Source organism: Collinsella sp. CLA-ER-H6 (assembly GCF_040092305.1).
Taxonomy (GTDB): domain Bacteria; phylum Actinomycetota; class Coriobacteriia; order Coriobacteriales; family Coriobacteriaceae; genus Collinsella.
The window spans coordinates 50,175-72,677 of record NZ_JBBNLS010000005.1; the positions used below are offsets into that span (position 1 = coordinate 50,175).

Sequence of the window (22,503 nt, forward strand, 5' to 3'; positions counted from 1 at the left end):
CAACATAAATAAACGCAAACCGTTCACGAAGGCACATTACCTTTCACCGGTCAAAACATAACGCTCACGGAAAAAACCATCAAATAGGAGGTAAATAGAGCTCATTCCAAAAATCATCTCTTGACCAATAAACAAATATAGACGAACATAGACGAACATAAACGAACAGAACGAACAGAACGAACAGAACGAAGAGAATTAATAAGTATGAAAGGACAGAAGATGCGTATCGGTGTCATCCTTGCAAGTCACGGAGAGTTCGCTCAGGCCGCCCTCGGCGCCGTCGAGATGATTGCGGGCAAGCAGCCTGATGTCATCGCTCTTGGTCTCACCGCCGAGAAGAGCCTGGAGTCTTTCGAGTCCGAGATGCGCGAGGCTTACGAGACCCTCAGCGCCGAGTGCGAACTCGTCGTCACCCTATGCGACATCTACGGCGGCACCCCATTCAACGTGACTACCCGCTGCCTGCTCAACGGCATGAACATGGTTGCCTACACTGGCCTGTCCATGCCCGTTGCGGTCGAGCTCCTGCTCACCCGCGATGGCCTCGATTCCGCCGACGCGGTCCGTGCCCAGCTCACTGCCGCTCACGCCGGGGCCCAGCAGGAGATCAAGGCTCCCGCTCCGGCCGTGGAGGCAGACGAGGACGATTTGGACCTCTAGGCTCGTTAGCCCGTCGATTCGAGTGGCGCTCACCCGTATCCCCCGAGTGGGCGCCTCGATCGAGCAGAGCATTCGTAAACGGTACTGAAGGAACGTGCAAACGAAAAGGAGAACATCATGGCACTCAAACTCGTCGACATCGATGACCGCCTGATCCACGGTCAGGTCGCCACCACTTGGATTCCCGACTTCGGCATCGAATCGGCAATCATTGTCTCGGATAAGGTCGCCAACGACCCCGTCCAGAAGTCCGTCGCCGGCCTCGCCGCCCCCGACATCAAGGTCTCCGTCTTCGGTGTCGAGAAGTTCATTGAGGTCCTCAAGAAGACCGAGCTCAAGAAGGCCACGATGGTGCTCTTCACCAACCCCATCGACGCCCTCAAGCTGCACGAGAACGGCTTGCCGTTCGACTACCTGAACGTCTCCGGCATGCGCTTCAACGAGCAGCGTCATCGCCTGCACAAGAACATGTCCGTCACCGCCGAGGAAAAGGCCGCCTTCGAGGAGCTCATTGGCCTCGGCGTCGACTGCTGGATGCAGACCACCACGCGCGATTCCAAGGAGCCCGTGTCCGAGCTCCTCAAGAACTACTAAGTAAGTAACCATCTCCGGGCATGTGAACCCGGGGCGTGCCCATCGGAGGGAACGATGGGCGAATAGGGAAGGAGAGGCTTATGCTTCAGGCACTTCTGCTCGCCATCTGGGCGGGTCTGTGCACTTGGGACCAGTTCGGTCCCCACCTGGGCTTCCGCAAGCCCCTGCTGGCATCCGTCGGCGTCGGCATCATCCTCGGTGACATGACGACCGCCATCATGATCGGCGCGACCATGGAGCTCATGTGGCTCGGCGTCAACAACATCGGCGCTTATGTTCCGCCGGATGTCATCTCCGGCACCATCGTCGGTGCCGCCCTGGGCATCATGGGTTCCACCGACACCGCCAGCGCCATCGCCCTGGCAGTCGCCATCGGCATCCCCACCGCCACCTTGGTTCAGCAGCTGAACATCTTGGTCATGACCACTAACGTCTCGCTTGTCCACGGTGCCGACAAGGCCATCGAGTCCGGTAAGTTCAACGCCGTCAACAAGTTCTTCTGGACCGGCGCCCTGTGCTTCTTCCTGACCCGCGCCGTTCCCGTCTTCATCGCCACGGGCATCGGCTCCTTCGTGATCGAGGACATCATGGCCTTCCTGCAGAACCAGGTTCCGTGGGTCCTCACCGGCTTCTCCACCGCCGGTGGCATGATGCCCGCCGTCGGTCTGGCCATGCTCCTCACCATGATGATGAAGAAGAACATGTGGATCTTCCTGCTGCTCGGCTTTATCATGGCCGCCTTCCTCAACGTCCCGACCGTGGGCACGCGCTCGCCGCTTGCGCCGCCGCCGGCGTGTGGGACGTCATTACCGAGGGCCAGAAGAATCAACCCGCCCCTGCCGCCGCCTCTGCCGCCGGCTCCGATGATGACGAGGAGTACGATCTCTAATGGGTAAGATCTCCAACTCCACCCTGAACAAGGTCCTGCTGCGCACCCAGGGTTGCCAATTCGCGCACAACTACGAGCGCATGCAGTCGCTGTCCCTGACCTACTGCTTTGCCCCTGTCCTCGAGGAGCTCTACAAGGACGCCCCCAAGGAGGAGCGCGTTAACGCCATGAAGCGCCACCTCGAGTACTTCAACACCCACCCGCTCGCGATCCCCTTCATCCTTGGCATCACCGCCGCCCTGGAGGAGACCACGGATGAGGATCAGAAGGACACCGTCGTCGGCATCAAGACCTCCCTCATGGGTCCCTTCGCCGGCCTTGGTGACTCCCTGCTGAACCTCACCTGGTTCCCGATCGCCGGCTCCATCGGCGCATCTATGTGCGTCGACAACGGCTCCATTGTGGGTCCGCTCGTGATGTTCTTGCTCATCAACCTGCTGTACTGGCCGCTGAAGTACTTCGGCCTGCACAAGGGTTACGAGATGGGCATGGAGCTCGTCGAGAAGGCGGGCGTCCAGGTCTTCGACCGTCTGGGCAACCTCGCCAACGTGCTGGGCGTCATGGTCACCGGCGGCCTGATCGCCACGACCGTTAAGCTCAAGCTTGCCGTGCAGTTCGCCTTCGGTGAGGGTGACCCGCTGGTGCTCCAGGACCAGCTCGATAAGGTGTTGCCCTTCCTGCTGCCTGTCGTTCTGACTTTCATCTGCTATCGCCTGCTCAAGAAGGGCCAGGGCAAGAACTCCGCCCAGATCATCATCGGTCTGATTGTGTTCTCCCTTGTGTTCGCCGCTATCGGTTTCTACTTCCCGGCGTTCAAGATCTTCGCCTAATCGCGAGCTTATCAAAAGGCAAATCGTTTGATGCCCGTGCCCCGCATGCCGGGCGCGGGCCTCGTTGTCTCATGTGCTCTCCATCGTGCGCGATCGGGGTGCGCTCCATTATGCCCATGTGCCTTTGGCGTATCGCCATCTGGCAAATCCAACTATCGAAAGGATGCCAATGAGAACCGTCCTCGTGCTCATGGATACTCTGCGTCGCGACGTCCTGTCGTGCTACAACCCCGCAACCGACGTCCAGACCCCCAATCTCGATGCCTTTGCCGAGCGTTCCTGCGTGTTCGACAACCACTGGATCGGCTCGGCTCCCTGCATACCTGCCCGCCGCGACATCCTCACCGGTCGCTACAACTTCCTCGAGCGCCCCTGGGGCCCCATCGAGCCCTTCGATGTGACGCTGCCGGCCTGCCTGCGCGCGAACGGCAACTTCTGCCACATCACCACCGACCACTGCCACTACCTACGCACCGGTGGCGAGGGCTACCTCCAGGAGTTCAACACCTGGGATTACTACCGCGGCCAGGAGGGCGACCCGTGGGTCAGCCGCATCGATGAGCCGAATAACATGCCCGAGACCTTCTACGGGCGCGTGCGCGAGCAGTACCAGAAGAACCGTCAGCTCTGGCCCAACGAAGAGGACATGCCGAGCCCCAAGACCTTCCAGTCCGCCTGCGACTGGATCGACGGCAATGCTGGGGCCGACGACTTCTTCCTTATGGTTGAGGCCTTCGACCCGCACGAGCCCTTCGATGTGCCCGACAAGTACATGGAGATGTACGGCGGCACTGGCGAGCTCGACCGCGACTACTTCGAGATTCCTGAGTACAAGCGCGTCTCCGCCACCGACGTCAACAAGGGCGCGGAGGACTACCTGCAGCGCCGCTACAAGGCCCTCGTCACCATGACCGACCGCTGGTTTGGTAGGCTCATCGACAAGCTCGAGGAGCGCGGGATGCTGGACGATACCATGGTCATGGTCACCACCGACCACGGCTATTTCCTGGGCGAGCGCGACTACATGGGCAAAAACTACATGCACCTGTATAACGAGCTCGCGCATCTGCCGTTCATTGTGCACTTCCCGGGTAACGCCCGCGCCGGCGAGCATGCCCGCCAGCTCACTCAGGCAATCGACATCATGCCCACGGTGCTTGAAGCCCACGGCTGCGAGATTCCCGCAGATGTGTGCGGCACCTCCCTCGTGCCGCTCATGACGGATGCTGACGCGCCCACGCGTGGCTATGCCCTGTACGGCGTGCACGCCATGACCGTCAACGTCACCGACGGCCGCTACACCTACTTCCGCGCGCCGGTCGCCGGCAACCAGCCGTGCTTCGAGTACACCGCACTGCCGCACACCATCCGCAAAAAGATGGGTTCGGACTGCCCGGAGGAGATTGAGTGTGGCCGCTACTTCAAACGCACCAAGTACCCGCTGTTCAAGATCCCCTGTAAGAAGCCGGCCCAGATCGAGGGAGCCACGCCGCTCGCCGAGGTCGAGCAGACGATGCTGTTCGACCTTGAGAGTGACTACGGCCAGGTTAATAATCTCGCCGGCAAGGACGACCACGCCGAACAGCGCATGATTGACCTGCTGCTGCGCGGCCTGGAGGAGCATGAGTCCCCGGCCGAGCAAAAGGAGCGCCTGGGCTTGGCCTAAGATTCATGCGGTGATTGTGCGGGCCGGATGCGCCGCCTCGGGTAAGGAGGTGGTTTCCGGCCCGATGAGTGAGGGCTAGCCTGTGCGAAGGGGGGGTATGTGCCATGTGCGCGAAGCATATTGGCTTTTTGATAAAACCGGCATCGAGTGCTTGCAACATGCGGTGCAGGTACTGCTTTTACTGCGATGTCGCTGCTCATCGCGAGGAGCGGAGCACCCGCGTCATGGGCGAAGACGTGGCAAGTGCCATCATCGACCGTGCACTCGCCGTGGCGAGTGATGCGCACATTTCTTTCGCCTTCCAGGGCGGCGAGCCCACCCTGGCCGGCCTTGACTTCTTCCATTCGTTCGTCGCGCGGGTGGAGGAGCGCCGTGAGAACCAGCGGGTGAGCTGGGCGTTGCAGACCAACGGCTACCTGATCGAAGAGGAATGGGCCGAGTTCTTCCGCGAGCACGGGTTCCTCATCGGAGTCTCGGTTGACGCTTATCGCGACCTGCACGATTCGATGCGTCCCGATGCGCACGGTGCCGCTACGTACGCGCGCGTCATGAGCGGCGTTCGCCTGCTGCGCGAGCGCGGCGTGGACGTCAACATACTCTCGGTCCTCACCTCGCAGATGGCGGCGCATCCACAGCGCGTCTTCTCCTTCATCAAGCAGGAGAAGATCACCCATATCCAGTTCATCCCGTGCCTGCCGGGCCTCGACGATGAGCGGGACACGTTCTCGCTCGACCCGCGTGCCTTCTCCTCGTTCTACCGCCGCTTGTTCGACTTGTGGTGGCGCGAGCTCGGTGCTGGGCGCTATGTGAGCATCTGGCTGTTCGAGAACGTCATGCAGATGGCGCTCGGGCAGTTTCCGTCGCAGTGCGGTATGCTCGGCCGCTGCGCTCCGCAGTTCGTGGTGGAAAGCGACGGTTCGGTGTATCCGTGCGACTTCTATGCGCTGGATGAGTACCGCGTGGGCGATATTCGCGTCGATTCCCTTGAGGCAATGGCGACCTGTGAGACCATGCGCATGTTTTTGAACGAGCCGCGTCGCGATTGCGCGCGGTGCGCCGATTGCCCCTTTGAGGGCATTTGCCATCGCAACTGCAAGCGCCTGAACATCGCCTATTACGATGCGGGCTACTGCGGGCTGCGTGAGTTTTTGGAGTACGCCTATCCCGGCCTGCAGCGCGTGGCTCGCATGTTCACGCGGCGCTGATCCTGCCCGGGTTTTGCCTCGTCGTAGTTGTGTGGGGCTCTGCGCCCCTCCCGCCTTGACCACTCAATCTTCATCCCGTTCCCGTGAGTTTGGAGTTCCCTATGCCCCAGCAACCCAACGTTCTCCTTATCATGTGCGACCAGATGCGCGGCGACTGCCTGGGTATCGACGGCCATCCGGACGTGCAGACGCCCTACTTGGACACGCTCGCCGCCGACGGCATGCTGTTCGAGAACGCCTACTCCGCCTGCCCGAGTTGCATCCCGGCGCGCGCCGCCCTCTTTTGCGGCAAGACGCCCGCGGGCACGGGCCGCGTGGGTTACCAGGACGGTATCGCGTGGGAGTACGACCATATGCTCGCGCAGGAGATGCGCGACGGCGGCTACCAGACCGCCGTGGTAGGCAAGATGCACGTGCATCCGCCGCGTTTGGGCTGCGGCTTCGAGCACATGCGCCTGCATGACGGCTACATCGGCCACTACCGCAAGGCGAACCTGCCGTACTGGATGCACCAGAACGTCTCCGACGACTACATGCGCTTCCTCAAAAATGAACTGGGCGAATTCGCCGACGTGAACGGTTCGGGCGTTGAGAACAACTCCTGGATCACCCATCCCTGGGCCTACGAGGAGCGCCTGCACCCCACCAACTGGGTGGTGGACGAGTCCATCCGCTTTTTGGAGACCCGCGATCGCACGCGCCCGTTCTTCCTCATGACGAGCTTCGTGCGGCCCCACCCGCCCTTCGACGCGCCGCAGACCTACTTCGATCTGTACCGCGACATGGAGCTGCGCGCGCCTGCCGCTGGCGATTGGGATGACGCCGATGCCACCGAGCGCGATGGCATGATCTTGGACAGCGTGCACGGCTGCCGCGACGCCGAGCTGCGCCGCGAGGCCATGGCGGGCTATTATGCCTGCATCACACATATGGACCACCAGATCGGCCGGCTCATCACGGCGCTCGAGAACGACGAGACCTACCACGACACCGTGATCGTGTTCTGCTCCGACCACGGCGAGATGCTCTTTGACCACAGTCTCTTTCGCAAGGTGTTGCCCTACGAGGGCTCCGCGCGCATCCCCTTCATCGTGCACGTGGGCAAAAACGTCGATGTGCCGGGCGGCGAGCGCGTTCGCGGCGTGAGCGAGAGCACGGTGGAACTCATGGACCTTATGCCCACCATCCTCGAGGCGTGCGACCTGCCCGTGCCCGAGGGCGTGGAGGGCGCCTCGCTCATGGGCGAGCTTACCGGCGCCGCGCCGCTGAACCGTGCATACCTGCACGGCGAGCACAGCGGCAGCCGCGAGCAGTCCAACCAGTGGATCGTGACCCCGCATGACAAGTACATCTGGTTCACACGGACCGGGGTGGAGCAGTATTTCGACCTGGACGCCGATCCGCGTGAGGAGCACGACCTCATCGACGCTCCGGAGCGCGCCGCGCGCATCGCCGTGCTCCGTGCCTGCCTGATTGAGGAGCTCGCTGGTCGCGAAGAGGGATATGTTCGTGACGGCGAGTTGGTGGCGGGACGTGCGCCCGCCGTTATGCTTGAGCGCCCCCGGCCCTCGCGCCTCCAACGTTAAGAGAAAGGCCTATCCATGGATATGAAGACGATCGGCATTGTGGTCGTAGTGGTTGCGGTCGGGTTCACCATTTACATGGAGGTCCAAAAGCGCACAACCTTCGCCAAGCTCGAGGCGTACTTGCGCGAGGGCGACCTCAACAACTACCTCAAGGTCCTGAACCGCCCGCTCACTAGCGTGCTGTACCCCAAGTACAACGTGCTTTTCATGCGCTTGAACGCAGCTCTTGCCATGGATGACGTCGAGGCATCCGAGCGCATCATCCGCGAGATGGGTTCGCTCAAGATGAGCGAGGAGCAGACACTCGCGCTGGCGGCAAAGGCGTTCTCCTTCTACGTGGAGATCGGGGATGAGCCCCACGCACGCGAGGTGCTCTCCTACCTCGAGGAGCACGGTGATCGCGAGGCTGCGCGTGCCGACCGTCGCACCTATGACGTCTTCCTCAAGGGCTCGTATGCCTATATCGACGAGATGGAGCGCGCGTTGTCGGAGGCGGCTGGCATGGAAGAGGCCCTGCTCTGCCAGATGCTCTCGGTTCAGTACGAGAACAAGGGTGACGAGGGGCGCGCCGCGTCCTATTGCGAGCGCGCTGAGCGGACGCTCGCAGCAGCCATGCCTGACAAGTAGGGAAGAGTCTAGGCGCTTCATATGCTAGCAATCGTATTCGCCATTGCGTTTTTCGCCTCTACCATCAGTGCCATCTGCGGTGTCGGCGGGGCATCATCATTAAGCCCGTGATGGACGCCGTGGGTGTCGCCGACGTGGCGACCATCAACTTCCTGTCCGGATGCACCGCGAGGACAACATCGGGCACTTCGCCATGAGCGTTTCCACCGCGCTGCTGCTCGACGTCGTCTACGCGTGCATCTTCAACCAGGATTACTTCGCTAACTACTAGCGGCGTGTCGAGACGGTGCGCGGGCCATTGATGGACTCGGCAGGCAGATTGGCGGGGACGCCTAGCCCTTGGCGCAACGGTGCTCCGCATGAGCGGCGTAAATAGGGACATATCGCGCAGCAGCGTTCGAGATATGTAAAAGTCCACAACCATACGCTGCGGTTTTGAATGATACGAACGCTTGCAATTCGTTGCATAGGGTGTTGCTCGATCGATAGGAGCTTGTTCGGATGGGTCCTCAATACATCTTGGTCTTCGCGGTATGCTTCCTGGCGTCGCTTCTGGGGCCGCTCTGTGGCATCGGCGGCGGCGTGATCATCAAGCCCGTGGTCGACGCGATGAACGTCATGAGCGTGAGCACGGTGAGCTTCCTCTCGAGCATGTCGGTGCTCATCATGTCGCTCTCCACGCTCGCGCAGAACGCGGCGAGCGGGCAGTCTGATATCGACGCGCGGGCGATGTCGCCCATCGCCGTCAGCTCCGCGGTGGGCGGCGTGATCGGCAAGATGTTGTTCAACCGGCTGGGGTCCGTGTTCCCCGACGCCGAGCTCGTCGGCGCGGTCCAGGCCGCCGTGCTCATCGTGCTCGCCGTCCTCGTGCTGGCCTACACGCTCAACAAGGCGCGCATCAAGGGCCTCAAGCTCGAGAATGCGTGGGCGCAGGCGCTCATAGGGTTCTGCGCCGGGGCGTGCTGGTCCTTCCTCGGCATCGGCGGCGGCCCCTTCAACCTGGCCATCCTCGTCTTCTTCTTCGCCATGGAGAGCAAGCCCGCCGCGCAGGCGTCGCTGTTCATCATCGCGTTCTCGCAGACGGCGAGCCTCATCTACACGCTGGCCACGGGCAGCGTGCCCGCGTTCCTCCCCGTGGTCCTGCTGGGCATGGCGGCGATGGCGGTGCTTGGGTCGGTCGTGGGGCGCCGCCTGCTGCGCCGGATGGACTCGGCGGCGGTCGATAAGCTCTACGTGTTCGCCCTCGTGCTCATCATCGTGATCTGCACGTACAATTTCATCCGGTTCTCGGTGCTCTAGTTCTTCGCCCCGAAACGGGATGCCGCGATAATGGAGCTGGAGCGCGGGCCTTCCTCTTCTGCCTTGAGGAGGTCGCCGTGTCCCGCTCGTCTCATGAGCGCCGATGGTGTTGAAGTCCTCTTGGCAATAAGTCGCGGCAGCGTCAGCCGCCAATTCAAAAAAGCCACAGGCGGAAGGCAAACCGCTTCAAAGCAAATTCACCCTCCAACAAATAGTGGATCCCCAACAAAGTCTTTAGCCTGAGCGAGCAGAGTTAAGCAGGCGTCAACGTGTCGTCTCCCAAGCCCGGCAGAGCAGCAACCTTAATATATTTCGCCGCCGCTCTGCCGGCCCCAGGCGACTCCGCGCACTTTACCTGCGTAAACAATGTGAGTGAAATATGAATCTCGATGGATACGCCCGCAGCCGTGTATACTAGACAGCTGTGTGTAACCAGGGGAGTATTCTGGCTGGACAAAACGCCTGCTTAATAGGGTTGTCAGGTAGTTCGGACGCAATACAAGGCTGGAGAGCACGTCGTGTAAGTAGTGGTCCTCTAGGGGCGTACGCTCGGTGGTGTACGCATTGTCCCAAGACCACGCGAGAGTTGGGATCATATCTTGATCAGCATGATTCTCGGCCGCAAGATTGGCATGACCCAGGTTTGGGACGAGGACGACAACGTCGTTCCCGTCACGGTCATCCAGGCTGGCCCCTGCGCTGTCTCGCAGGTTAAAACTCAGGCAACCGACGGCTATGACGCCGTCCAGATCGGTTTCGGCGACATCAAGGCCAAGAACGTGAACAAGCCCATGGCTGGTCACTTCGCCAAGGCTGGCGTCGAGCCTGTCCGCTTCCTTCGTGAGGTCCGCGTCGAGAACGGCGAGGAGCACAAGGTCGGCGAGGTCGTCACCGTCGCTGATTTCGCTGATGTCGAGAAGGTCGACGTCATCGGTACCTCCAAGGGTAAGGGCTTCCAGGGTCGCATCAAGCGCTGGGGTCAGCGCCGCGGTCCTATGACGCATGGTTCTCACTTCCAGCGTCACCCCGGTTCTATCGGTCAGTGCGCCTATCCTGCGCGCGTCCTCAAGGGCGTCAAGATGGCCGGTCACATGGGTAACGAGCGCGTTACCGTCAAGAACCTTTCCGTTGTCCGCATCGATGCCGAGCAGAACCTCATCTTGGTCAAGGGCGCTGTCCCGGGTGCCAAGAATGGTCTCGTCGCCATCCGTATGGCCTAAGGGCCCAGCCCATTTAGCCCAGCGTCATACCAAGGAGAACACTTAAATGGCAAAGTTTGAAGTAAAGAACAGCGAGGGCAAGAAGGTCGCCGAGGCCGAGCTCGCCGCTGAGGTGTACGGCATCGAGCCGAACATCCACGTTATGCACCACATCGTCAAGTGCCAGATGGCCTCTTGGCGTCAGGGCACCCAGTCTGCTAAGGGTCGCTCTGAGGTTTCCGGTGGCGGCAAGAAGCCTTGGCGTCAGAAGGGCACCGGCCGTGCCCGCCAGGGTTCCATCCGTGCTGCCCAGTGGCGTCACGGTGGCGTTGTCTTCGCCCCCAAGCCCCGTTCCTACGCTAAGCGTATGAACAACAAGGAGGTCAAGCTGGCTATGCGCTCCGCGCTGTCCGCCAAGCTGGCCGATGGCGAGCTCGTGCTCGTCGACGACTACGGCTTCGAGAAGCCTTCCACCAAGGCTGCCGTCGCCATGCTCAAGGCCCTCGGTCTTGAGGGCAAGCGTCTGACCATCATCGTTCGCGATGAGGACGTCAACGCCTACCTGTCGTTCCGCAACATTCCCAAGACGTTCATCATCACCGCTGACGAGGCCAACACCTACGATCTCGTCAACAACAACGCCGTGCTGATGCCCGCCGACATCGCCGCTCACTTCGGGGAGGTGCTTGCATAAATGACCGCCCACGAGATCATCATCCGTCCGATCGTGTCCGAGCGTTCCTTCTCCGGCATGGAGCTGAACAAGTACACGTTCGAGGTCGCCAAGGATGCTAACAAGTATCAGATCAAGGACGCTGTCGAGGAGATCTTCGGCGTCAAGGTCGTTCGCGTGAACACCCTGACGGTCAAGCCCAAGACCAAGCGCGTGCGCTATGTCGCCGGCAAGACCCGTTCTTGGAAGAAGGCCATCGTCACGCTGGCCGAGGGCGACACCATCGAGGTCTTTGGCAACCAGGCCTAAGACTCGCTGCTGTTGAGTGAGCTCATGCCTCCCAAATAGGGGAGGCGAGAGCTCAAGGTTTTGGGCGTATTAAATGGACACGCCCGGAACCGTGTATACGTCCGGTGTCATCGCACCCGAGGCAGAACCTCGAATCCCTGTCTGCGATGGCTAACGGATTCCTATTGAAAGGGATTGTAATGGCTGTAAAGCACCTTAAGCCGACCTCCGCTGGTAGGCGTTGGCAGACGATCTCCGACTTCTCCGAGATCACCTGCACCAAGCCCGAGAAGTCTCTTCTCGAGCCCCTGCCCAAGAAGGCCGGTCGTAACAACAACGGCCGCATCACCACCCGCCACCAGGGCGGCGGCGTGAAGCGTCGTTACCGCGTGATCGACTTCAAGCGCAACAAGGACGGCGTGCCCGCCAAGGTTGCCACGATCGAGTACGATCCGAACCGTTCCGCTCGCATCGCTCTGCTGCACTACGCTGACGGTGAGAAGCGCTACATCCTGGCCCCCAAGGGCCTCGAGGTCGGTCAGACCATCATGTCCGGTTCTGACGCCGACATCAAGCCGGGCAACGCTCTGCCCCTCGCCGACATCCCCGTCGGTACGCTCATCCACGCCGTCGAGTTCCAGCCGGGCAAGGGAGCTGCTATCGCCCGTTCCGCCGGTAACTCCTGCCAGCTGATGGGTAAGGAGGGCAAGTACGCTATCGTCCGTATGCCTTCCTCCGAGATGCGCCGCATCCTCGTTACCTGCCGCGCCACCGTCGGTGAGGTCGGCAACGCCGATCACTCCAACATCGTCATCGGCAAGGCCGGCCGTAAGCGTCACATGAACGTGCGCCCGACCGTCCGCGGTACCGTCATGAACCCTGTCGACCACCCGCACGGCGGTGGCGAGGGCAAGAACCACACCTCTGGTCGTCCCTCTGTTACCCCCTGGGGTAAGCCGACGAAGGGCCTTCGTACGCGCAAGAAGAAGAAGGTCTCGAACCAGCACATCATTCGTCGCCGTAAGAAGTAATTTCGGATACCGAGTTTTAGGAGAAAGCACTTATGAGCAGAAGTCTCAAAAAGGGCCCGTTCGTGGAGACTCGCCTTCTCTCGCGTATCACCGCGATGAACGAGGCTGGCAAGAAGGACGTCGTGAAGACCTGGTCCCGCGCGTCCACCATCTTCCCCGAGATGGTTGGTCACACCATCGCCGTCCACGACGGCCGCAAGCATGTGCCCGTGTATGTTACCGAGTCCATGGTTGGTCACAAGCTCGGCGAGTTCGCGCCGACTCGTACGTTCCGTGGCCACAAGGCCAAATAGGGGGTTAACCGTAAATGGCAACTAAGTCTATTGAAACTGAGGCCACCGAGGTTCGCGCCGTCGCTAAGTACGTGCGTGTTTCCCCCAGCAAGGCCCGCCTGGTGGTCGATCTGATCCGCCGCAAGCCTGTCGCTCAGGCCTTCGACATCCTCCACTTCTGCGACCGCGCCGTCGCCGTGGATGTCGAGAAGGTTCTCCGTTCCGCCGTTGCGAACGCCGAGAACAACAACGGTCTGCGTGCCGACAACCTGGTTGTCGCCGCTGCCTATGTTGACGAGGGTCCGACGCTTAAGCGCATCCGTCCCCGCGCCAAGGGTTCCGCTTCTCGCATTCTGAAGCGTACTTCCCACATCACCGTCGTCGTTGCTCCTCGAAAGGAGGCGTAAAGCTGTATGGGTCAGAAAGTCTACCCCACCGGCTTCCGTCTTGGCATCACCGAGAACTGGCGCTCCCGCTGGTTCGCAGAGAAGGATTACGCTAAGACCCTCGGTAACGATCTCGAGATCCGCAAGTACCTCGAGAAGCGTCTTTCCCGCGCAGCTGTCTCCCGCGTCGAGATCGAGCGCGCTGGCGACAAGGTGAAGGTCATCATCCTCACCGCTCGCCCCGGCGTTGTCATCGGTAAGAAGGGTGCCGAGATCGATACCCTCCGCACCGAGCTCGAGAAGGTCGCTGGCGTCTCCAAGGGTCAACTCTCCGTCGACGTTGTCGAGATCAAGCGCCCCGAGCTCGACGCCAACCTCGTTGCTCAGTCTATCGCCGAGCAGCTCGAGGGCCGCGTTGCCTTCCGTCGCGCTATGCGCAAGGCTGTCCAGTCCGCCCGCAAGGCCGGCGCTAAGGGCATCCGTATCCAGTGCTCCGGTCGTCTCGGCGGTGCTGAGATGGGCCGTCGTGAGTGGTACCGCGAGGGTCGCGTGCCTCTGCACACCCTCCGTGCCAAGATCGACTACGGCACGGCTGTCGCCAGCACCACCATGGGCGCTTGCGGCGTGAAGGTCTGGATCTACCTGGGCGAGAAGCTCCCGGGCCAGCCTGTTCCCAACCCTGCACTCGAGGGCTCTTCCCGTCCTCGTCGTCGTAACTCCGAGAGGAGGGGTCAGTAGTGCTTGCCCCTAAGCGTATTCTTCACCGCAAGGTGCAGCGTGGCTCCATGAAGGGCCAGGCCAAGGGTAATACCGAGCTGCATTTCGGCGAGTTTGGTATCCAGGCTCTCGAGGCCCATTGGATCACCAACCGTCAGATCGAGGCCGCTCGTATTGCCATGACCCGCTACATGAAGCGTGGCGGTCGTGTCTACATCACGATCTTCCCCGATAAGCCCATCACCAAGAAGCCTGCTGAGACTCGCATGGGTTCTGGTAAGGGTAACCCCGAGGAGTGGGTGGCCGTCGTCAAGCCCGGCCGCATCATGTTCGAGGTCAAGGGCGTGCCCGAGGAGGTCGCTCGCGAGGCTCTGCGTCTTGCACAGCACAAGCTTCCCATCAAGACCAAGATTGTTGCTGCCAAGAACGCTGAGCAGCGCATCGAGAAGGAGATGGCTGAGGAGGCCGCTCTCGAGGCCAAGTGGGCTGCTGAGGACGCCGCCGCCGCCAAGGAGGAGAACTAATGAAGCCCGCAGAGATTCGTGAGCTCTCGGACGCTCAGCTCGTTGAGAAGCTGAAGGAAATGCGCGCCGAGCTCTTTAACCTTCGTTTCCAGATGGCCACCAGCCAGCTGGACAACACCGCTCGCGTCAACACCGTGAAGAAGGACATCGCTCGCGTCCTCACGGAGCAGCGCGCCCGCGAGATCGCAGCGGAGAAGTCCGCTGTCGCCGAGTAGGACCTAAGGAGAGAACATGACTGATTCGCGTAACTCGCGTAAGGTCCGTACGGGTGTCGTTACCTCCGTCTCCGGTGCCAAGACCATTGTTGTCACCATCACCGAGCGCAAGCGTCACCCCAAGTACGGCAAGATGATGACCAGCTCCAAGAAGCTGCACGCTCACGACGAGGAGTGCACGGCTGGCGTGGGCGACACCGTCCGCGTTATGGAGACCCGTCCTATGTCCAAGATGAAGCGTTGGCGCCTCATCGAGGTCGTCGAGCGCGCTAAATAAGCAGTCGCTCTTACGACTTGTACGTTTCCGAAGATGTGCGTATGCCTGGTTTGCATACCACAGGCCGCCTAAAGGCTGCGCACCTCTCTTCGGTTCTTAGTTCGGAGGAACATCTACCATGATTCAGATGCAAACCATGCTGAACGTCGCCGACAACTCCGGCGCTCGCAAGATTCGCTGCATCAAGGTGCTTGGCGGTTCCAAGCGTCGTTATGCAGGCATCGGCGATGTGTTCATCGGTGCTGTCCAGGAGGCTACCCCTGGCGCCAACGTCAAGAAGAAGGACGTTGTCCGTTGCGTCGTCGTTCGCACCGTTAAGGAGATCCGCCGCAAGGATGGCTCCTACATTCGCTTTGATGAGAACGCCTGCGTTGTCATCAACAACGATGGTTCGCCCGTCGGCACCCGTATCTTCGGGCCCGTCGCTCGCGAGCTTCGTGACAAGAAGTACATGAAGATCGTCTCGCTCGCTCCCGAGACCCTGTAGTTAGGGGAGATATATGTATATCAAGAAGGGCGATAAGGTCCAGGTTCTCTCTGGTAAGGATCGCGGCAAGCAGGGCGTTGTCCTGCGTGCTCTCCCCGCCGAGAACAAGGTCGTTGTCGAGGGCGTTTCGGTCGTCAAGAAGGCCGTCAAGCCCAACGCTGCCAACCAGCAGGGCGGCATCGTTTCGCAGGAGGCTCCCATCGACGCCTCCAACGTCAATCTCGTTTGCCCCGAGTGCGGTAAGGTTACCCGCGTCGGTCACGAGAAGGACGGCAAGAACAAGCTGCGCGTCTGCAAGAAGTGCGGCCACAAGTTCTAAGCTGCCCGCAACATCAAGTTGCTAGCAAAGGCCCGGATGCCCCCACGGCACCCGGGCTTTTTTCTATCGCTACTCGATGGCTTCGGTTCTGCCGTCCCGTCATTCCGGTTGCATCCAGTTTTCGGTGCCGTCTCGAATCGAGTGCCGCCAGGTGACACCCTGTCGCGTTTCGTCGGCTTCGGTGACAAAAGTCGGGACAACTCCAAAAACTATTTTCGAACTCAGGGCTTTGAGTTTTTGTTTTAGTCCCAAAGGGCGCGGCGGGATGCCTTTGAAGGCTCGATAGCGCCGAAACGCCCGTTTTGAAACTCAAATGCCTTTTCGCGTGCAAGACGCCAGCTGCAATAGGAAGTGAATCAACGCAGGTGGCTTTCAAACAGTTTGCAAAACTGCAGGTCGCAGGTCATCATTGCCAGTAGGAGAAATGAGTAGTCTCAGGTGGCTTGCTCATGAGTTGACTAACGGGATTTGAGATTACGCTGACGTCCGGAAACGCTTCGAGCACGGCGTTAAGTTTTTGGGGTTTGGGCGCAGCCCCTGCACCCGCGAGCGCGGGCCTTAAGCCCGCCGAGAGAGTGACGCGTCGAAAACGAAAGGGAAAGAGAGAAGGGGCCGTTCCTATCATTCAGGTTGCGACCGAAGAAGACAAGGAGACCCCCTGAGCCTGAATGATGCCCCACAGACCGCGTCCGACCGAGCTCAAGCCGAGCTTTTCCTGACGTCCGCCTTCGCGGAGATGATGGCTGGATTGGCTATGGATTGGCAACACCAATTTGGACGATTCCGGGAGGGACGGTCCCGCCTCCCTGAACTCGACCGGCGACATGTAGCCCAGTGTCGAGTGGATCCTGAAGTTGTTGTACCAGTGCACGTAATCCGAGAGCTTGGCTCGGAGCTCGCGCGCCCCTCCTCGGTCCTGCGGAGTGGCCGACGATCTCCCCGTTGCAGAGGTCGACGAGCAGGCAGACGTAGTTCCACGATGGCCCGACGCGCACGCAGGCCAGGTCGCTGCATATTTGGGTGCGCGGCGCCCTGCCGCCGAAGCCGCGCGCGACGACGTTCGGCACGTCGGCCTCGTTGACCGCCCCGGGGTGCACCTTGAACCTCTTCCTGCCGTATGTGCCGGCCAGGCCGTTCTCCCTCATGATGCGGCAGACGCGGCGCCGGCTGACGGTAACGCCCGACCTCCTGGGCGACGCCTTGATCTTGCGCGATCCGTTCCGGCCCTTGCTGGCGGCATGCGCCGCCGCGGCCGCCGTCGCCCCCGACATTAAGGTCCTCGAGGGCCGCGTCGTCTCCGGCGACCAGTTCGTCTCGCCCGCGGAACAGAAGGAGCGCATCCTCGCGACCTTCGGCGACCTGTGCTGCGAGATGGAGGGCTGCACCATCGCGCAGGCCGCCTATCTCAACGGCGTGCCCCTCGTCGTCGTGCGCGCCATCAGCGACAAGCCCTGCGCCGAGGGCCAGGTCGTCGACTACAACACCTTCGAGAAGAAGGCCGCCTGCGACTGCGCCCGCATCGCCGCGCGCATGGTTAAGCTTTAGGCCCTGCGCGCCGGGGCCCTTCTTTATGTTGGGACCCCGGCGCGCAGGGCCCTTTCCAAAGCGAAGTGTCGAGCCGAAGTGTTGAGCGTCGGCCCTGAATGTTCAATGGCCGTTGTTTTCTGCCCCTCAAGTGGTGGACTTCTCCTCGGGGCTGTTGATTCCCCCACGCGCCCCCTTCCGTTCTCTGTGCTCCCCTTATACTCCTTGTACGAGGAGGTAAGAAGTCATGGACAAGACCGCACAGGACAGCTTGGCAAAGAAGCCCGTCGACATGAGGGACAGGATTCTCGAGCATCTCGAGGCCCTCACCTCTGCCGTCTCGCTCGACGACCTTGCCCGTCTGTCCACCTCCGACATCGCCGAGACGCTCATCATCTCCAGGAGTCTGGCGAGCCAGTACCTCAACGACCTTGTTCGCGCCGGCCTTGTGGTTAAGGTGGCGGGCAGGCCTGTCCGTTATTTTCATCGCCGCGCGTTCCAGAAGCGTTTTCAGGTAAAGCTCTCTGCAAGCGAGTACGCCTCGCTCGCCGACCTCATCCAGGCGACGGGAATCGCCGATCACCGCGACTTCGCGCGTGCCGTGGGCTTCGACCTTAGCCTCAGCTCCGTTGTCGAGCAGTGCAAGGCTGCGGTTCAGTACCCTCCGTTCGGCCTGCCCATCCTCTTGAGCGGCGGCGTGGGTGTCGGCAAGTCTTTCCTTTCTCGCCTTGTGTACGAGTACGGCAAGAACCAGGGCTTGCTGTCCCGCGACTCCTCCTATGTGCGCATCGACTGCGCCGGGGTCCCGGACGCCGCCTCGTTCAACGGGCTTCTTGACGAGTCGATCGCGAAATCGCGCGGGGGTGTGGTCTTTGTCAACGGCATCGAGGCACTCTCTCCCTCTGCGATGGAGCACTGCCTTGCGACGGCCCTCGGGCTCGATGCCTCCCAGGATGCGCCGCGCGCTCGCCTCGTTCTTTCGACGACGCTTTCCGCCGATGACCCGAAGGTTTCCTCGGCCTACAGCAAAATGCCCATCTGTGCCCGCGTCCCCTCACTCAAGGAGCGGACCCCCGAGGAGCGCGAGGATCTCATCTTGAGCTTCCTGCGCAGCGAGGGGTGCCGAATCGGTTCTGATGTGAAGATCAGCCGCGGCGCATACCGTTGCCTCGTGAACGCGGACTTTTCCGATAACATCGCCGGCTTGCGCGCCTGCGTGACGAACTGCTGCGCCAAAGCGTTCCTCAATCGCGAGGGCGACTACGTCGTCGTTCGCCCGTATCTTCTTCCCAGCGGGCTCCTCTCCTCCGCGCAGATCGATCAACAGCCCGACGATGGCGTTCTGATCGACGCGTCCCTGGATGCCGCCGAGAGCACAGGGCCGGTCGAGCAGGCGCTCGATGCCCTGTGCTCTCTCGATGAGCGATTCTGCGCCGGGGAGCTCTCTGTCTCCGAGCTTGTCTCGCAAGCTGTCTCCGCTGTGCGCGGCGTTGAGGATCACTTGATCTTCGGCCACGGCGTCGCCTCATCGAGGTCGCGCGCCTTCGAGCGCGTCGTGGGCGCGGTCCTTGCCGACGCAGGCTCTTCTTATGGCATCGAGCTTTCGAGGAAGGTCACTTTTCTACTGGCCCAGGAGATTTGCCTGCAGTTGTGGCCGGGCATCGGCCTGGCTAAGCGAAAGTCTGCCTGTGCGGAGCAAATTTCCCATCTCCTCGGTGCCGTGACCTCCGAATTGCCGTTTGCCTCGAGCGTCTCCGATCAGGTCGCCGCAGACATGGAAGGGGCGCTCGGAATCTCGCTCGATCACTTCACGAAGACGCTTCTGACGCTGTGCGTCGCATCGGAGTCTCGCGACGCGAAGGCCCTTCGGACGCTCTGCGTCATCTTGTCACACGGCTACTCGACGGCGACGAGCATCGCCGACGCGGCGAACCGTATGCTCGGCGTGCATGTGTACGAGGCGGTCGACATGCCCTACGACCAGCAGCTGAAGGACATCGTCGGTCCGCTCCAGCGCCTCGTCGACCGCCATTCCTACTGCACCGGGGTCGTGTTTCTTGTTGACATGGGCTCTTTGGAGGAGGCCTATAAGGCCCTCGAGAACGTTACCGACTCCACCATCGGGGTGGTGAACAACGTCTCCACCGGGCTCGCGCTCGAGATCGGGTCCGGGCTGCTCGGCGGCAAGTCCATCGCCGAGGTTCTTGGCGATGCGACCGCCGTGTGCGTGACGCACTGCAAGGTAATCGAGCGCGTCAACCGTGAGGACGCCATCGTCTTCTGCTCCGAGTCCGGGGTCGACGCGGCCGAGAGGATACGTCAGCTCGTCTCGCAGAGCCTCCCGCGCACCATAGGCGCGCGCCTGCTCACGAGGCCCTTCAAGCAGCTTGCCGCGAACGGGTCGAACGACGCCGTTTTCTCCGAGCACCGCGTCTGCGCCGTCATCGGCACGGGAGACCCCAGGATTGCCTCCGTTCCCTTCGTCGCCCTCGAAGACATTATGTCGACGGCGTCCGCCTCGAAGGTCGATGCCGTGTTCGGCAGGTGGCTCGACGTCTCCGAGCTCGCTTCTTTCCACGAGAAGCTGCTTTCGAATATGACGCTGCAGAACGTTATCCGCTCCATCACCATCCTCGACCCGGAGCGGCTGTTCCACGAGATCGAGAGCGCCGTGCACGAGCTTCAGCGCAGAACGGGCGAGAAGATCAGCAGCAACGCCATCATCGGGCTGTACGTTCACCTCTGTTGCCTCGTCGAGCGCCTCGTCACCCGCAACCCCATCGAGACCTACGTCGGCCAGGATCGCTTCGAGGAAGAGCACACCGACTTCATCGAGTCCTTCAGGCAGAGTTTCTCGAGCATCTCGACGCGCTATCGCGTGGAGGTTCCTGTAAGCGAGATCGCCTACGTCTTCGACTACATCAGCGTGAGCGCCGCCCCGGCGCGAGAGGAGCGTCTCGGCTCCTCGAGCCTCCTGTTCGACGAGTGACCCCCCGCGCCGTCACGAGCTGACCGCGCGTCTTCAATAATCCGATAACCCCTCGCCCGGCGCGAATCCGGATAGCGCCAAGGCAGTGCTGAATGAAAAACTTGATTTGATAGGAGCAAACATGAGTGTTGTTATGGCACGAATCGACAATCGCCTGCTTCACGGCATCATCGTGACGCAGTGGGCCCCGGTGTCGGGCGCAACCCGAGTCATGGTCATCGACGACAAGGTCGCCGGCGACGAGGTCCTGAAGTCCACCATGAGGATGGCGCGCCCCGCGGGCATGGCCGTCTCGATCATCTCCGAGGAGACCGCGCTCAAGAACTTCGCGGCGGGTAAGTACGACCGCGAGAAGGTCTTTGTCATCGCCAAGGAACCCGAGACGATGCTTCACCTGGTCGAGTCGGGCATCGAGCTCCCGTCGCTGATCGTCGGCGGCTCTCTTGTCAAGGAGGGCGGCGTCCAGCTCACCCAGCGCGCCTATGCCTCCGCCGAGAACGTCCAAAGCTACAAGGCGCTCATCGCCCACGGCGTCAAGGTGACGGCACAGTTCGTGCCCGCCGACAAGCCCGTCTCCGTCGCCGACCTCATCTAAGGAGGGATCATGGTCAACTTCACTATCCTGCAGGTCGTCCTTTTGACCCTGCTTGCCTTCATCAAGCACGTGGACTACTACGGCATCCCGATGATCTTCGTCAACTATGCCGTCTTCTGGGGCCTTATCACCGGCGTCGTCATGGGCGACTGGCAGACCGGCCTCGTCATCGGCGGCACCATCCAGCTCATGCAGCTCGGCGTCGCGGGCTTCGGCGGCTCGTCGATTCCCGACTACGGCACGATGGCCATCATCGCCACCGCCTACGGCGTGACCCTGGGCTCCGACACGGGCCTCGCCATCGGCCTGCCGGTCGGCATGCTCGGCATCCAGCTCGACGTCGTCGTCAAGATCCTCAACGGCTTTGTCGTCGAGAAGTCCCAGAAGTTCTGCAACGAGGGTAAGTTCAATCAGATGAACGCCATCCTGTGGGTCTGCCCCGCGCTCTTCGGCCTGTGCGCCGCCCTGCCCGTCTTTGTCTCCGTGACGCTCGGCCAGCCCGCCGTCAACTGGCTCCTCGAGGTCATGCCCCAGTGGTTCCTCTCCGGCCTCACCCTCGCCGGCAAGATGCTCCCGGCCATCGGTATCGCCATGCTGCTCCGCTACATGCCAACCGCCAAGTACTTCCAGTACCTGCTCGCCGGTTTCTTCCTCTCGGCCTTCCTGAACGTGCCCATCATCGGTGCCGCCATCGTCGGCGTTGCCCTCGCGATCGCGTTCTATCAGCGTGCCGAGAAGGACGCCGAGCTCACCGCCCACGCTTCCGCAGACGCCTTCATCGGAGAGGATGAGTAACCATGGAAAACGAGAACATCACCGCCGCCGAGGGCAAGCCCTCCGGCTATAAGGTCACCAAGAAGGACCTGCGCAACGCGAACTGGCGCTGGCTCATGAGCGTGTGCACCTTCAACTACCAGACCCAGCAGGGCGCCTCGGTCGCCTACGCCCTCTCGCCGATCCTGAGGAAGATCTACACGAACGACGAGGACTATAAGCAAGCGCTCAACAACCACTTCCGCTACTACAACACCCAGCCTTGGCTCGCCGCCATCATCCTCGGCGCCTGCGTGGCCATGGAGGAGCGTGACGGCCTCGCGGCGGCGGACGCCGTCCAAGACCTGAAGATCGGCACCATGGGACCGCTCGCCGGCGTCGGCGACTCCCTGCTCATGACCATGATCCCGACCATCATGGGCTCCATCGCCGCCTACATGGCCATCGAGGGCAACCCCGTGGGAGCCGGCATCTGGTTCGCGCTCATCCTGGCCATCTTCTGGGTCCGCATGCACGCCCTCGAGTTCGGCTACAAGCAGGGTGTGAAGCTCGTCACCGACTTCAGCGAGAAGCTTCCCAACCTCACTGCCGCCGCCTCCGTGCTCGGCCTCACCGTGGTCGGCTGCCTCATCGCCTCGGTCATCGGCGTCACCTGCCCGATTAGCTTCAGCTTCGGCGACGTCTCGATGGAGATTCAGCCGCTGCTCGACAAGATCCTGCCTGCCATGATCCCCGCCGCCATCACGGGAAGCGCGTATTACCTTCTTACCAAGAAGAACGCGAGCATGACGGCCCTCATCCTCGTGGTGATCGTCCTCGCGATGGTCGCCTCCGCCGCTGGCATCCTCGCCTAGCTTCGACCCAAGAGATTGGT

Annotated in this window: 27 protein-coding genes and 1 pseudogene; 26 read left to right on the forward strand and 2 right to left on the reverse strand. The window is 61.5% G+C overall.

Translation table 11 applies throughout. From position 1 onward, the window contains the following. Positions 1 to 207: 207 nt before the first annotated feature. The 21 genes and pseudogenes from AAAX77_RS03185 to rplX all read left to right on the forward strand — a co-directional run bounded on the left by AAAX77_RS03185 (position 208) and on the right by rplX (position 15,747). Positions 208 to 663, forward strand: a complete 456-nt coding sequence (locus AAAX77_RS03185) for a hypothetical protein (RefSeq protein ID WP_233543591.1) — start codon at positions 208 to 210, stop codon at positions 661 to 663. Positions 664 to 780: 117 nt separating this feature from the next. Further along, positions 781 to 1,257 (forward strand): PTS sugar transporter subunit IIB, encoded by a 477-nt coding sequence (locus AAAX77_RS03190; protein ID WP_117647588.1) that lies wholly within the window; start codon positions 781 to 783, stop codon positions 1,255 to 1,257. 80 nt (positions 1,258 to 1,337) lie between these two features. Continuing rightward, positions 1,338 to 2,153, forward strand: a complete 816-nt coding sequence (locus tag AAAX77_RS03195; RefSeq protein ID WP_349104763.1) for a PTS sugar transporter subunit IIC — start codon at positions 1,338 to 1,340, stop codon at positions 2,151 to 2,153. Beyond that, positions 2,146 to 2,976, forward strand: a complete 831-nt coding sequence (locus AAAX77_RS03200) for a PTS system mannose/fructose/sorbose family transporter subunit IID (RefSeq protein WP_117862213.1) — start codon at positions 2,146 to 2,148, stop codon at positions 2,974 to 2,976. Before AAAX77_RS03195 ends, AAAX77_RS03200 begins: the two co-directional genes overlap by 8 nt. 169 nt (positions 2,977 to 3,145) lie before the next feature. Next, positions 3,146 to 4,642 (forward strand): sulfatase, encoded by a 1,497-nt coding sequence (locus AAAX77_RS03205; protein WP_349104764.1) that lies wholly within the window; start codon positions 3,146 to 3,148, stop codon positions 4,640 to 4,642. A 158-nt stretch (positions 4,643 to 4,800) separates the two neighbouring features. Further along, positions 4,801 to 5,847 (forward strand): radical SAM protein, encoded by a 1,047-nt coding sequence (locus tag AAAX77_RS03210; RefSeq protein WP_349104765.1) that lies wholly within the window; start codon positions 4,801 to 4,803, stop codon positions 5,845 to 5,847. 101 nt (positions 5,848 to 5,948) lie between these two features. Then, positions 5,949 to 7,433 carry an arylsulfatase gene (locus AAAX77_RS03215; RefSeq protein ID WP_117862211.1) on the forward strand — a complete coding sequence of 495 codons (1,485 nt, stop codon included), beginning with the start codon at positions 5,949 to 5,951 and terminating at the stop codon, positions 7,431 to 7,433. A 15-nt stretch (positions 7,434 to 7,448) separates the two neighbouring features. Continuing rightward, on the forward strand, positions 7,449 to 8,060 hold the full coding sequence (locus tag AAAX77_RS03220) for a hypothetical protein (protein ID WP_117647577.1): 612 nt from the start codon (positions 7,449 to 7,451) through the stop codon (positions 8,058 to 8,060). Between the two features lie 501 nt (positions 8,061 to 8,561). Next, complete coding sequence (locus AAAX77_RS03225; RefSeq protein ID WP_117647575.1) at positions 8,562 to 9,359, forward strand: sulfite exporter TauE/SafE family protein; 798 nt, start codon at positions 8,562 to 8,564, stop codon at positions 9,357 to 9,359. Positions 9,360 to 9,958: 599 nt separating this feature from the next. Then, entirely contained in the window at positions 9,959 to 10,579 is a 621-nt protein-coding gene (gene rplC, locus AAAX77_RS03230; RefSeq protein ID WP_035137484.1) for a 50S ribosomal protein L3, read from the forward strand. Positions 10,580 to 10,625: 46 nt separating this feature from the next. Then, the gene (gene rplD / locus AAAX77_RS03235) at positions 10,626 to 11,252 is read left to right on the forward strand and encodes a 50S ribosomal protein L4 (protein ID WP_006235032.1); all 627 of its coding nucleotides are present in this window, start codon (positions 10,626 to 10,628) and stop codon (positions 11,250 to 11,252) included. Then, positions 11,253 to 11,540 (forward strand): 50S ribosomal protein L23, encoded by a 288-nt coding sequence (gene rplW, locus AAAX77_RS03240; protein ID WP_022094197.1) that lies wholly within the window; start codon positions 11,253 to 11,255, stop codon positions 11,538 to 11,540. A 179-nt stretch (positions 11,541 to 11,719) separates the two neighbouring features. Beyond that, a complete protein-coding gene (gene rplB, locus AAAX77_RS03245) occupies positions 11,720 to 12,550 on the forward strand; it encodes a 50S ribosomal protein L2 (RefSeq protein ID WP_022094198.1) in 831 nt (276 codons plus the stop codon). Positions 12,551 to 12,582: 32 nt separating this feature from the next. Further along, positions 12,583 to 12,843, forward strand: a complete 261-nt coding sequence (gene rpsS, locus AAAX77_RS03250; protein WP_006235035.1) for a 30S ribosomal protein S19 — start codon at positions 12,583 to 12,585, stop codon at positions 12,841 to 12,843. 14 nt (positions 12,844 to 12,857) lie between these two features. Further along, a complete protein-coding gene (gene rplV, locus AAAX77_RS03255) occupies positions 12,858 to 13,229 on the forward strand; it encodes a 50S ribosomal protein L22 (protein ID WP_006235036.1) in 372 nt (123 codons plus the stop codon). A gap of 6 nt (positions 13,230 to 13,235) precedes the next feature. Then, positions 13,236 to 13,946, forward strand: a complete 711-nt coding sequence (rpsC, locus tag AAAX77_RS03260; RefSeq protein WP_006235037.1) for a 30S ribosomal protein S3 — start codon at positions 13,236 to 13,238, stop codon at positions 13,944 to 13,946. Continuing rightward, a pseudogene (gene rplP / locus AAAX77_RS03265) lies at positions 13,946 to 14,341 on the forward strand (50S ribosomal protein L16); the annotation flags it as partial. The gene rpsC and the pseudogene rplP, both read left to right, overlap by 1 nt. Before the next feature lie 107 nt (positions 14,342 to 14,448). Next, positions 14,449 to 14,664 (forward strand): 50S ribosomal protein L29, encoded by a 216-nt coding sequence (rpmC, locus tag AAAX77_RS03270; RefSeq protein WP_006235039.1) that lies wholly within the window; start codon positions 14,449 to 14,451, stop codon positions 14,662 to 14,664. A 16-nt stretch (positions 14,665 to 14,680) separates the two neighbouring features. Then, the gene (rpsQ, locus tag AAAX77_RS03275; protein WP_006235040.1) at positions 14,681 to 14,941 is read left to right on the forward strand and encodes a 30S ribosomal protein S17; all 261 of its coding nucleotides are present in this window, start codon (positions 14,681 to 14,683) and stop codon (positions 14,939 to 14,941) included. A gap of 118 nt (positions 14,942 to 15,059) precedes the next feature. Then, a complete protein-coding gene (gene rplN / locus AAAX77_RS03280; RefSeq protein ID WP_006235041.1) occupies positions 15,060 to 15,428 on the forward strand; it encodes a 50S ribosomal protein L14 in 369 nt (122 codons plus the stop codon). 13 nt (positions 15,429 to 15,441) lie between these two features. Next, positions 15,442 to 15,747, forward strand: a complete 306-nt coding sequence (gene rplX, locus AAAX77_RS03285; RefSeq protein ID WP_006235043.1) for a 50S ribosomal protein L24 — start codon at positions 15,442 to 15,444, stop codon at positions 15,745 to 15,747. A gap of 625 nt (positions 15,748 to 16,372) precedes the next feature. Here rplX and AAAX77_RS03290 read toward each other — a convergent pair. Then, the gene (locus tag AAAX77_RS03290) at positions 16,373 to 16,618 is read right to left on the reverse strand and encodes an IS3 family transposase (protein ID WP_226812402.1); all 246 of its coding nucleotides are present in this window, start codon (positions 16,616 to 16,618) and stop codon (positions 16,373 to 16,375) included. Then, positions 16,500 to 17,018, reverse strand: coding sequence for an IS3 family transposase (locus AAAX77_RS03295; RefSeq protein ID WP_349104767.1), 519 nt, complete (start codon positions 17,016 to 17,018; stop codon positions 16,500 to 16,502). Before AAAX77_RS03295 ends, AAAX77_RS03290 begins: the two co-directional genes overlap by 119 nt. On the opposite strand from AAAX77_RS03295, the gene AAAX77_RS03300 reads away from it, so the two are divergent. From AAAX77_RS03300 to AAAX77_RS03320, 5 genes are all read left to right on the forward strand, one after another. Beyond that, positions 16,948 to 17,292, forward strand: coding sequence for a 5'-methylthioadenosine/S-adenosylhomocysteine nucleosidase (locus AAAX77_RS03300; protein ID WP_226812404.1), 345 nt, complete (start codon positions 16,948 to 16,950; stop codon positions 17,290 to 17,292). The two genes, AAAX77_RS03295 and AAAX77_RS03300, sit on opposite strands and share 71 nt — an antisense overlap. 226 nt (positions 17,293 to 17,518) lie before the next feature. Continuing rightward, the gene (locus tag AAAX77_RS03305) at positions 17,519 to 20,260 is read left to right on the forward strand and encodes a PRD domain-containing protein (protein ID WP_349104769.1); all 2,742 of its coding nucleotides are present in this window, start codon (positions 17,519 to 17,521) and stop codon (positions 20,258 to 20,260) included. Between the two features lie 121 nt (positions 20,261 to 20,381). Continuing rightward, positions 20,382 to 20,855 (forward strand): PTS sugar transporter subunit IIB, encoded by a 474-nt coding sequence (locus tag AAAX77_RS03310; RefSeq protein WP_152067440.1) that lies wholly within the window; start codon positions 20,382 to 20,384, stop codon positions 20,853 to 20,855. A gap of 9 nt (positions 20,856 to 20,864) precedes the next feature. After that, entirely contained in the window at positions 20,865 to 21,650 is a 786-nt protein-coding gene (locus AAAX77_RS03315) for a PTS sugar transporter subunit IIC (protein WP_152067441.1), read from the forward strand. 2 nt (positions 21,651 to 21,652) lie between these two features. After that, positions 21,653 to 22,483: a PTS system mannose/fructose/sorbose family transporter subunit IID gene (locus tag AAAX77_RS03320; protein ID WP_260698762.1), complete on the forward strand. Its 831-nt coding sequence runs from the start codon at positions 21,653 to 21,655 to the stop codon at positions 22,481 to 22,483. The last annotated feature ends 20 nt before the right edge of the window (positions 22,484 to 22,503 follow it).